Source organism: Deinococcus sp., assembly GCF_025362455.1.
Classification (GTDB): Bacteria; Deinococcota; Deinococci; order Deinococcales; family Deinococcaceae; genus Deinococcus.
Window position 1 is genome coordinate 20,803 of sequence record NZ_JANYGJ010000089.1, and the last position, 10,031, is coordinate 30,833.

General features: G+C 66.8%; 11 protein-coding genes. 5 read left to right on the plus strand and 6 right to left on the minus strand.

What is annotated here, in order from left to right; translation table 11 throughout:
• Positions 1–179 precede the first annotated feature (179 nt).
• The 3 genes from Q0R23_RS06310 (at position 180) to bshA (ending at position 3,302) form a co-directional block, all read left to right on the plus strand.
• The gene (locus Q0R23_RS06310; RefSeq protein ID WP_293911539.1) at positions 180–917 is read left to right on the plus strand and encodes an alanine racemase; all 738 of its coding nucleotides are present in this window, start codon (positions 180–182) and stop codon (positions 915–917) included.
• Entirely contained in the window at positions 914–1,966 is a 1,053-nt protein-coding gene (locus Q0R23_RS06315; RefSeq protein ID WP_293911541.1) for a DivIVA domain-containing protein, read from the plus strand. Before Q0R23_RS06310 ends, Q0R23_RS06315 begins: the two co-directional genes overlap by 4 nt.
• Before the next feature lie 175 nt (positions 1,967–2,141).
• A complete protein-coding gene (gene bshA / locus Q0R23_RS06320; RefSeq protein ID WP_293911543.1) occupies positions 2,142–3,302 on the plus strand; it encodes an N-acetyl-alpha-D-glucosaminyl L-malate synthase BshA in 1,161 nt (386 codons plus the stop codon).
• 33 nt (positions 3,303–3,335) lie between these two features.
• On the opposite strand, the gene Q0R23_RS06325 is transcribed toward bshA, so the two are convergent.
• From Q0R23_RS06325 to sucC, 4 genes are all read right to left on the minus strand, one after another.
• Positions 3,336–3,899, minus strand: a complete 564-nt coding sequence (locus Q0R23_RS06325; RefSeq protein ID WP_293911544.1) for a hypothetical protein — start codon at positions 3,897–3,899, stop codon at positions 3,336–3,338.
• 66 nt (positions 3,900–3,965) lie between these two features.
• Entirely contained in the window at positions 3,966–4,427 is a 462-nt protein-coding gene (locus tag Q0R23_RS06330; protein WP_293911546.1) for an NUDIX hydrolase, read from the minus strand.
• 73 nt (positions 4,428–4,500) lie between these two features.
• Positions 4,501–5,406 carry a succinate--CoA ligase subunit alpha gene (gene sucD / locus Q0R23_RS06335; protein ID WP_293911547.1) on the minus strand — a complete coding sequence of 302 codons (906 nt, stop codon included), beginning with the start codon at positions 5,404–5,406 and terminating at the stop codon, positions 4,501–4,503.
• Positions 5,403–6,584, minus strand: coding sequence for an ADP-forming succinate--CoA ligase subunit beta (gene sucC, locus Q0R23_RS06340; protein ID WP_293911549.1), 1,182 nt, complete (start codon positions 6,582–6,584; stop codon positions 5,403–5,405). Before sucC ends, sucD begins: the two co-directional genes overlap by 4 nt.
• 253 nt (positions 6,585–6,837) lie before the next feature.
• Between sucC and Q0R23_RS06345 the strand changes: the two genes are divergently transcribed.
• Complete coding sequence (locus Q0R23_RS06345) at positions 6,838–8,304, plus strand: serine hydrolase (RefSeq protein ID WP_293911551.1); 1,467 nt, start codon at positions 6,838–6,840, stop codon at positions 8,302–8,304.
• A gap of 21 nt (positions 8,305–8,325) precedes the next feature.
• On the opposite strand, the gene Q0R23_RS06350 is transcribed toward Q0R23_RS06345, so the two are convergent.
• The gene (locus tag Q0R23_RS06350; RefSeq protein WP_293911552.1) at positions 8,326–8,550 is read right to left on the minus strand and encodes a hypothetical protein; all 225 of its coding nucleotides are present in this window, start codon (positions 8,548–8,550) and stop codon (positions 8,326–8,328) included.
• A gap of 25 nt (positions 8,551–8,575) precedes the next feature.
• The gene (locus Q0R23_RS06355; RefSeq protein ID WP_293911554.1) at positions 8,576–9,205 is read right to left on the minus strand and encodes a ParA family protein; all 630 of its coding nucleotides are present in this window, start codon (positions 9,203–9,205) and stop codon (positions 8,576–8,578) included.
• Between the two features lie 237 nt (positions 9,206–9,442).
• Here Q0R23_RS06355 and Q0R23_RS06360 point away from each other — a divergent pair, with 237 nt between their 5' ends.
• Positions 9,443–9,940, plus strand: a complete 498-nt coding sequence (locus tag Q0R23_RS06360; protein WP_293911555.1) for a TetR/AcrR family transcriptional regulator — start codon at positions 9,443–9,445, stop codon at positions 9,938–9,940.
• Positions 9,941–10,031 lie beyond the last annotated feature (91 nt).

Sequence of the window (10,031 nt, forward strand, 5' to 3'; positions counted from 1 at the left end):
AGAAACGTGAAGCGGCCTTGACTGAGGGTGTGGGGACTGAGGGTGTGGGAGTGAGCGCGTACCGGCGGCAACACGGTGAAATGAATACGCCTTCAAAGGAAGCTTCAAAGGAAGCTCGACGGCAAGGTCACAGGGACATTCCGCATTGCCAGGAGCCTGTCAGGGTAGTCTTGAGGGCAATGCTGAATTCATTCTTATCACTGCCCGGCGTCGTCGGCGAGATTCGCGCCGCCGAAGCCCAGGCGGGCCGCCCACCCGGCAGCGTGCGCCTGATCGTGGTCAGCAAGGGCCACACCCTGACCGACATCGCCGGGCGCATCGTGCCGCAGGCCGGGCTGCTGGGCGCTCCGATGGCGCTGGCCGAGAACCGGGGTCAGGAACTGCGCGACAAGGTGCGCGAGTTGGAGCAGTTCCCCGAATGGCCCGCCCCCGAATGGCCCAAGGTCGAATGGCCCAAGGTCGAATGGCACTTCATCGGGCCGGTGCAGCGCAATAAAATCAAATATCTGGGACGTGCCGCGCTGATTCACACCATCGAGAGCGCCGACCAGTCGCGTGCCCTGGCCGACGCCGCCGCCAGATGGGGCCACGCGCCGGGCGTGCTGCTGCAACTCCACAACGGCGACGCCCAGAAGCACGGCGTGGAGTTGCAGGAACTCAAAGCGCTGTACCATGACACCGTGGAAACTGGCCTGGACGTGCGCGGCTTGATGGTCATGGCCCCCTACGGCAACCCCGAAGCGGCGGCGCGGGTGTTTGCCGAGGCGGCCCGGCACGCCGCCGAACTGGGCCTGAGCGACCTGAGCATGGGCATGAGTGATGATTTTGCCGCCGCCATCGCCGCCGGAGCCACCATGGTCCGCATCGGCACGCGGCTGTTCGCGGATGCAGGAGTGAGTGCTGGAGAGGGGGCGTGACCGGCCCACGCCCGCTGAACGAAAGCGACCAGGCTATTTCGGTGCGGTCTGCCTCTCAACCAACGACTCCGCCGCTCACGGCGCAGGCCACATCGGCTCTTTCCAGTGCCTCGCCCCTGCCGCCGCTGGAGGCCGTTCAAACCGCACTCCAGACGCCGCGCCATACCCCCATCGAGGTGCAGCGCCAGGAGTTCGCCGCCGCCATGCGCGGGTACAAAAAGAGCGACGTGCGAATGTACCTCTCCGAAGTCTCGCAGACGCTCGAAGACGGCCTGCGCGAACGTGCCGAGCTGCACACCCGGCTTGGCGCGGCGCTGCGCCAGTTGCAGATTCACCGCGAGACCGAAGACGAGCTGCGCCGCACATTGATCGCCGCCGAACGCATCGGCGCCGAACTCAAGGAACAGGCCCGCCAGGAAGCCATGCTGACCATTCAGGGCGCCGAGAACAAGGTCCGGTTGCTGGAGGGCCACGCCGCCGTGCGCGAACAGGAAGCCAGCACCCGCCATGAATCGCGGCTGCGCGAACTGGAGGCGACGTTCAGCCTGCGCCGCGCCCAGCTCGAAGCGCAGTGCCGCGACCAGGAACACGAGCTGGAAATTCGGTCCCGCGAGCGTTCGGCGGTGCTGGAGCGCGAGTTCAGCGTGCATTACGCCGATCTGTCGGGCCGCCTCAGCGCCGCCCAGGCCGAGTACGCCCAGTTCATGTCGCAGTACCGCGCCGTGTCGCAGGCCTTTGCCCAGGCCGCCCACACGCACCTGATGCCGGAGCTGCCCAGTTTGCCCAACGGTTTGCCCAACAGTTTACACAGCCGCCTCGGCGACGCCATCATGGAGCGCCTGGAAACGCTGACCGAGCCGCCCAGACCGACGCCAGCAGCCCCCACCGCCAATCCGATGATCGCCACGCCGCCCGCCGAGATTCCGATTTTCGTGACGCCCTCGGAGAGCGCCAAGCACGTCGCGGGCACGGCGGTGACGGTTCAGCCGGGTATGCAGCCCAGCCCCGAAGCGGCAGCCGTGCAGATCGAGGAGCAGCGTTTTTCGTGAGGCGCGGGGCGCCGCGTGTGGCTCTTGGCGTGTGGAAACAGACTCTGGGGGCGTGAGCGGTGGGGTTCAGGGTGGTTGATCTGGGCAAAGATATGGCCGTATATCCGGCTCAGGTGGCGCTCAATCTACCCTCCGACCTCATTGCCCTGACAGGCGGCGGGTATACTTCGCCTTCATGTCCATGACCACGTTTCCCACACCTACCGACATCCTCAAAGTCGCCGTGCTGTGCCACTCCGGCGCGGGCGGCTCCGGCGTGGTGGCCACCGAACTGGGGCTGGAGCTGGCCCGGCTCGGCCACGAAATCCACTTTGTCGGCAACGCCGTGCCGTTCCGGCTGATGGGCATGGGCGGCCCCAACGGCCCGTATTTTCACCAAGCCAGCGCCTTCGCCTACGCGCTGTTCGACCAGCCGTTTCCGGAGCTGACCGCCGCCAACGCCCTGACCGAAGTGATCTACGAGCAGGGCGTGGAGCTGACCCACGCCCACTACGCCATTCCCCACGCCACCGCCGCGCTGCACGCCCGCTCGATCACCAAAAAGACCCGCGTGATGACCACCCTGCACGGCACCGACGTGACGCTCATCGGCGCCGAACCGGCCTTCCGGCACACCACCCGCCACGCCATCGAGCAGTCGGATTCGGTGACGGCGGTCTCGCAGTTTCTGGCCGACCAGACCCGCGAGATGCTGAAGGTGGACGTGCCGATCGAAGTGATTTACAACTTCGTGGACACCGACCGCTTCGTGCGTCTGAGCGATCCGGCCATCCGCGCCCGCTTCGCCCACCCGGACGAGGCGCTGCTGCTGCACGTCTCGAACTTCAGGCCCGTGAAACGGGTGGAAGATGTGGTGGAGACCTTCGCGCGCGTCGCCTCCGAGATTCCGGCCCGGCTGCTGATGGTCGGCGACGGCCCGGAGCGCAGCCGCGCCTTCGAGCTGGCCCAGCGGCTAGGCGTCATCGGGCGGGTGCATTTCCTGGGTTCCTTTCCCGACGTGCAGACTGTGCTGGGCATCGCCGATCTGTTTTTGTTGCCGTCGAGCAAGGAGAGCTTCGGGCTGGCGGCGCTGGAGGCCATGAGCTGCGAGGTGCCGGTGGTCGCCGCCCGCGCCGGGGGCATTCCCGAAGTCGTCGAGGACGGCGTGACGGGCCGCCTGGCCGCCGTCGGCGACGTGGACGGCCTGGCCCACGCCGCGCTGGAGATTCTCAAAGACCCAAAGACGTATCAGCGCATGGGTCAGGCCGGGCGCCGCGCCGCGCTGGACAAGTTTCATCCCAGCAGGGTCGTGCCGCAGTACCTGGACGCCTACAGGCGGGTGCTGGCGGGAGCCTGAAGCGTACTACCGCCCCGCAAACACAGCCCGCTCTCAGCGCTGCACCCGCAGACTGATCGGCTGACCTTTGTAGGCGAGCGCGTTGGCCACCCGGCCCAGTTCGACGGTAAAGGTGTTCCAGCCGCTTTTCAGCTTCAGCTCGAAGCCGCGCCCGGCGGTGACTTTCACGTCGCCGCTGACCCAGACGGTGACGACAGGCTGGCGCTGCACTTCGGGGAAGGCGCTCTGCAAGGGCTCGTTCGCGTCGCGCCGGGCGTTGCCGTTGGTATCGACGTAGACGTAGAAACCCAGGTCGCTGGTCTGCACCGGGCTGCTCACCTTCACGTCCCCGATCACGCCGGGCCAGCCGATACCCTCCGGGCGCAGCGGATACTGCACCCGGCTGGCCGGGGCCGCGTCGGGCAGCGGCAGGTCGAAGGGGCCATCGCTCAGCGGCACGCTGGACAGCTCCAGACCCGCCGCGCCCGCCGCGCCCTCACTCCAGACGCTCAGGCGGGCGCCTGCCGGGGGAGCGCCCTGCACCGTGCCCTGCAAGGTCAGGGCCTGAGCACAAGACAGCGCGAGAAGACCGGCAAGAGCGGGCGCGGATGCTTTCATGTCCTCAGTCTACGCTCATGGCTGACGGCGGTATGACCAGGCGGAGAGCTGAGGTTTAGTGTCGGCTCATGAGGGCTGAAATGGGTAGGGCGGCATCGGGTGCCTGCGCTCCACGACGCGCACGGCGCCGTATCGCCTTGCCCTGAAATCGTCCAGCGCGGCCCCGATGTCGTGCGTCATCTCGGCGGGCAAACGGTCGAGCGGCGTCCAGGCAAGCTCCAAGGTCTCGGACGGATCGACGATGCGGGGTTCACCGACCAGCACCCGCGCCAGGAACACGTGGGCGAGCATGTCAGGCCAGCCGCCACCCCGCAGCAGATAGACGCCCACGACCTGCAACAGTTTGATCTGGACGCCGATCTCTTCCTGGGCCTCGCGGCAGGCGGTATCCATCGGCGTCTCCCCCATTTCGGCGCTGCCGCCCGGTGCGCCCCAGCGGTGAGCGCCGTAGTTCTGCCGCACGAGCAACACCTGGCCTGCCGTATTGAAGATCAGCGAGGCGGCGCACTGGAGATGGGGAACAGGCATGAGGGCAGTCTACGGGTCAGCATGCAAAAAAGAGCCGCCCCACGAGGCGACTCCTTCCCAAACGACTGACCGCTCACTTGTTCAGCGCTTTCCTCACCAGCTCGACGATTTCGGGCATGGTGTCGGCGACCGGCACGCCAGCAGCGGCGAAGGCGGCCAGCTTGCTCTCCGGGGTGCCCACGTTGCCCATGATGATGGCGCCCGCGTGGCCCATCCGCTTGCCCGCCGGAGCAGAGCGACCACTGATGAAGGCCACCACCGGCTTGTTCATGTGGGCGGCGATGTACTCGGCGGCGGCTTCCTCGTCGGCGCCGCCGATCTCACCGATGACGACAATCGCGTCGGTGTCGGGGTCGGCCTCGAACAGCGGCAGCACGTCGGCGAAGGTGGTCCCGATGACCGGATCGCCGCCGATGCCCACGGTGGTCGAGGTGCCGAGTCCGGCGAGTTGCAGCAGCTTGCCCGCCTCGTAGGTCAGCGTGCCGGAACGCGAGATCAGCCCGATGCGGCCCTTATCGGCGTAGATGCTGTTGGGCATGATGCCCACCTTGGCCTCGCCGCTGCTGACCAGGCCGGGGCAGTTGCCGCCGATCAGGCGAATGCCCGCGCCGCCGCCTTGCAGGTTGCGCTCGTTGAGGCCCTTGACCTCCTGCACGGCCTTCATCATGTCGACGGTGGGCACGCCCTCGGTAATCAGCACGATCAGCGGCACGCTGGCGTGGGCGGCTTCCAGCACGGCGTCGGCGGCGCCCGCAGGCGGCACGAAGATGATACTCACGTTGGCGCCCTGTTTCTCGACGGCTTCGGCCACCGAGTTGTAGACCGGGGTGCCCTCGAAGTCCTGGCCGCCCTTGCCGGGGGTCACGCCCGCGACGACCTGGGTGCCGAAGGCTTTCATGGCGCGGGCATGGTTGCCGCCCTCGCGCCCGGTGATGCCCTGCACCACGACTTTGCTGTTTACGTTGACGAGGATGCTCATGCTGAGTTGCTCCCTGCATTCATTTGACCAGCACTGTTCGCATCTTTAGCGGCGGCTTCGGCAGCCTGGAACATGTCGGGGTACATCTGGATCAGCGGGCTGTTGACTTCGGCGAGCAGGGCTTTGGCCTCGTCCTCGGCGGTGCCCGCGATGCGCATGCGGACCGGTTTGGTCAGGATGCCTTCTTCAAGGGCCTGAATCACGCCCTTGGCCACCTCGTCGGCGCGGGTGATGCCGCCGAAGATATTGATGAAGATGGCCTTGACATCCGGGTCTTTGCTTACGAGCTTGACCGCGTTGTAGACGATCTCGGCCTTGGCGCCGCCACCGATATCGAGGAAGTTGGCGGGTTTGGCGCCTGCCCGGTTCACCACGTCCAGCGAGGTCATGACGATGCCCGCGCCGTTGCCCAGCACGCCGACGTTGCCCTCATCGAGCTTGACGTAGGCGAAGCCGTACTTGGCGGCCTCGACTTCCAGCGGGTGCTCGGCGGCGGTCTCGCGCCAGTCGAGCAGATCCTTGTGGCGGTACATGGCGTTGTCGTCGATCTCGAACTTGGTGTCCAGCGCCAGCGGGGTGCCGTCAGCGTCGATGAACAGTGGGTTGATCTCGACCAGCACCGCGTCGCGGGCCAGCGCGGCGTTGCTCATCCTGACCATCATGTCGGCAATTTTATTCAGGTTGCCCTTGAATCCGGCCTTGATGGCGACCTCACGGGCCTCGTAGGGGCGCAGGCCGGTCACGGGATCGACGCGGTGACGGATGATGGCTTCGGGGCGCTCGGCGGCCAGCTCCTCGATCTCCATGCCGCCCTCGGCGCAGGCCATCAGGGTGTAGCTCTGCACGTTGCGGTCCACGATCATGCCGACGTAGTACTCCACGCCTGCGTCGATGTCCACCGCCTTGGTGACCAGCACCTTGCCCACGGTCAGCCCCTTGATGTCCATGCCCAGAATCTTCTCGGCGTTTTCATAGGCCTTCTCGATGGTGGGGCTGAACTTGACGCCGCCCGCCTTGCCGCGCCCGCCGACGTGGACCTGGGCCTTGACCACGACCGCCTGGCCGTACTCGCGGGCGATATCGCGCACCTCATCCGGGGTGTAGGCGACCTTGCCGTCCTGCACGGCGACGCCAAACTGGCGCAAGAGTTCTTTGCCCTGATATTCGTGAAGTTTCACTGATCTCTCCTGTGGCTGCCCCCCATGAGAGGGGCCGCGCTGTGACTGGATGGTGGAGCCTGAGCTGGGCGCCCTGACCTGGCACGCTTCCTGCTCACGCCCTGACAACTTGGTCTGTCCCGATCAAGGAGTATACGCGCCGCCGCCCCCGCCTCATTTGAGGCAGGCTTGGTGTTCCCTCATCAGGAACAGGGCGCGGGAACTACCCTGGCCCTTACCTCAGCGTCCCCACAGATGCGCTTATCTTCCAGAGATGTCCATTCATCTGCCCACTGCCGATCCCGAAACGCAGGGTGTCCCGTCGCAGGCCATCAGCGCCTTTATCGCCGCCACTCAGTCCGCCGGACTCGAACTGCACGCCTTCGAGCTGCTGCGGCGTGGTCAGATACTGGCTTCCGGCGCCTGGGCACCGTTCACGCTGGAGCGTCCCCACGCCCTGTTCTCGGTAAGCAAGAGTTTCGTGTCCACGGCGGTTGGGCTGGCCGTGTCGGACGGGCTACTGGAACTGGACGACACGGTGCTCTCCGTTTTCCCTGAGTACGCGCCGCCGCAGGTCAGCGACCACCTGGCGGCCATGCGGGTGCGCGACCTGCTGACCATGACCAGCGGGCACGCCGAGGACGTCATGCGCCCCCTTACCGAGCACCAGCCGCAGCTCTGGGTACGGACTTTTCTGGCGCAGCCGGTGGACCACGCGCCGGGCAGCCGTTTCGTCTACAACAGCGCGGCGACGTTCATGCTGGCGGCCATCGTCGAGCGCCGCAGCGGGCAACGGCTGCTGGACCTGCTGAGCGCCCGTCTGTTTGAGCCGCTGAGCATTACCGGGGCGAGCTGGGACACCAACGCGGAAGGCACCGTCTTCGGCGGCTGGGGCCTGTATCTGCCGGTTGACGCCCTGGCCCGGCTGGGACAGCTTTACCTCCAGGGCGGCGAGTGGGAAGGGCAGCAGCTTCTGCCCGCACACTGGGTTGAGCAGGCCACCTCGGCGCAGGTGCCGAACGCCGAGTCATCCAGTGCCAGCGCGGGCGACTGGGCGCAGGGCTACGGCTTTCAGTTCTGGCGCTGCCGCCACGGGGCCTACCGCGCCGACGGAGCGCTGGGGCAGTTCATCGTGGTGATGCCTGAGCAGCAGGCCGTGCTGGCGATCCTGTCGGCTGTGGACGACATGCAGGCCGTACTCGATCAGGTCTGGACCCATCTGTTGCCCGCTTTTGGAGACGGCACGCTGCCACCTGACCCGGCGGCGCTCAGCCAGCTCCGCGAGACGTGCCGGGCACTGAAGCTGCCGCCAGTCAGGGGTGAAGGCTCGTCCGAGAGTGCCGCCTCATCGGTGGGGCGAACCTACCGCTTCGCGTCCAACTCGCTGGGCCTGAACGCGCTGCGGTTTGAGGTGGACTCAAGCAGGGTAGAACTCACGCTGCACACCGACGCCGGAAGCTTTATTCTGAGCGCTGGGATGGGGCACTGGACGCAGCAGGCGACCGACTTCGACCATGTGACCGCAACAGACCGTCCTGGCCCACGACTGATTGCGGGCAGCGCCGCCTGGACCTCACAGGGCACGCTGGAATGCCACTTCAAATATCTGGACTCGCCGGGCACCCACGTCCTCAAATTGACCGTGCTGGCCGGGGGCCATTCACTCCGGGCCGAGTCCTTTGCCCGGACCACCTTCCGGCCAGTCGGAGCGCTGGACCTCGTGGGCAGCACGGAAAGCTGACTCAGGCCAACGCCCCGCCCCTCACTCCGAGCGCGCCTGCAACCAGGCCGACAGCAGCTCCTCGACCAGTTCCGAGACGCTCTCGCCGCCGTCGGCCTTGACCTCGCGCCAGACCGCCCGCAGGATTTCCTTGCGGACGTAGACGATCTCCAGCGGTTCCAGGCTGCCCGACTGGCCCCGCGCTTTCTTCTTCTTGCCCCTGTGGCGAACGCTCTGGCCTTCGAGGTAGCCGAAGCGCCCGGCCATCAGCGCGGCTCCCGGTTCGGCGACCTCACAGCAGTTCCCGCGACAGGGTGACGATATCGGCCCAGGCCTGCTGAGTATGCCGAAGGTGCTCGGCGCCCCGGCCCGGCACATCGCGGCACAGCACACCCAATTCGGCGGCCCGCACGTAGGCGGCGTAGGAGCGCACCAGGGTGTTGCAGACGGTCACGCCGCTCTCGCGCAGGTCCTCGCGGGCGACCTCACCGGCCCGGCCCACGGGCGGCACCCGGCCCAGCACCACGCGGGTCCGGCGGCGGGTCTGGGGGTCTTCGTGGAAAAAGGCCATCAGCTCGGCGGTGGCGTCCAGCTCCAGGGTAGAGACGCCGCTGGGCACCAGGATCACGTCGGCCCGCTCGCCCAATATTCGCAGTTCCTTGCGTTTGGGGCGGCCCTCGGTGTCGATGACGACCACATCGGCCTGAGCCAGCTTCCTGGGCTTGACCTGTTCGGGTTCGAGCACCACGAACGGCAGGCCCGGCCCCCGCGCCGCCCAGCGCAATGCGCTGCCGACCCGCCCGTCCTCGTCGATCAGCACGGCGCTGAGGCCGCGTTCCTGAAACGCCCCGGCCAGGTGGACGCTGAGGGTACTTTTGCCCACGCCCCCCTTCTCCGAGGTGACGGCGATGATGTGTGGCATCAGCCCTGCTCCTGCACGTCGTTCATGCTGTGAAGACTAACAGGCGAGCTGAGCGAGGGTGTCAGGCACGCCAGTTGACGGCCTGGATGGTTAGGTATACACTCGTTACACGTAACAGTCGTTACACGTATTCTGGCAGCGGCTGACTGGAGGTGACAGCGCATAGGACGACAAGCCAACCCCGAAGCCCGCGCTCGACTTCTGTCGCAGGTCACGGCCTACGTGCTCGAACACGGTTTGACCGATCTCAGCCTGCGCCCACTGGCCGCCGCCCTGAATGTGAGCGCCCGGACGCTGCTCTACCACTTCCAGTCCAAGGAAGAACTGATCGTGGAGGTGCTGGGCAGTGTCAGCCGCCAGCAGCAAGCCTGGCTGAGCGCCGCGCCTGCGCCGGAGGGTGACTCGGTAGCCCGCTTTGCCCAGCTCTGGCGCAACGTCACCGACCCGGCCCTGACGCCGTTTCTGCGCTCACTGTTCGAGGTCGAGCTGCGGGCGATGGACGGCGACGCGACCTACCGCGCCTTCGCGTCCGCCTCACTGGAGCTGTGGCGCCGCGTGGTCCAGGCACACCTGTCTGGCCCAGACCAATCAGAGACGGACCCGGCGGTGAGCAACTTCGTACTGGGCACCATCACCGGCCTGCTGGTAGACCGCTTCTCGACCGGCGACCTGGAGCGCACCGACGCCGCCTTCGCGGCCCTGAGCACCACCCTGAAACAAGGAGGACTGCTATGACCACCCCTACCGTGAATACTTCGCTGCCTGCCCTGCCCCGGACTTCCGTCAGTTTGCCGATCTACGCAGCCATCGGCGCCGCGCTGTGGCT

Bases quoted from the DNA above. Each gene is read 5' to 3' on its own strand.
- Q0R23_RS06310 (WP_293911539.1), top strand. From the start codon at position 180: ATGCTGAATTCATTCTTATCACTGCCCGGCGTCGTCGGCGAGATTCGC.
- bshA (WP_293911543.1), top strand. From the start codon at position 2,142: ATGTCCATGACCACGTTTCCCACACCTACCGACATCCTCAAAGTCGCC.
- Q0R23_RS06325 (WP_293911544.1), bottom strand. From the start codon at position 3,899: ATGAAAGCATCCGCGCCCGCTCTTGCCGGTCTTCTCGCGCTGTCTTGT.
- Q0R23_RS06330 (WP_293911546.1), bottom strand. From the start codon at position 4,427: ATGCCTGTTCCCCATCTCCAGTGCGCCGCCTCGCTGATCTTCAATACG.
- sucD (WP_293911547.1), bottom strand. From the start codon at position 5,406: ATGAGCATCCTCGTCAACGTAAACAGCAAAGTCGTGGTGCAGGGCATC.
- Q0R23_RS06345 (WP_293911551.1), top strand. From the start codon at position 6,838: ATGTCCATTCATCTGCCCACTGCCGATCCCGAAACGCAGGGTGTCCCG.
- Q0R23_RS06350 (WP_293911552.1), bottom strand. From the start codon at position 8,550: ATGGCCGGGCGCTTCGGCTACCTCGAAGGCCAGAGCGTTCGCCACAGG.
- Q0R23_RS06355 (WP_293911554.1), bottom strand. From the start codon at position 9,205: ATGCCACACATCATCGCCGTCACCTCGGAGAAGGGGGGCGTGGGCAAA.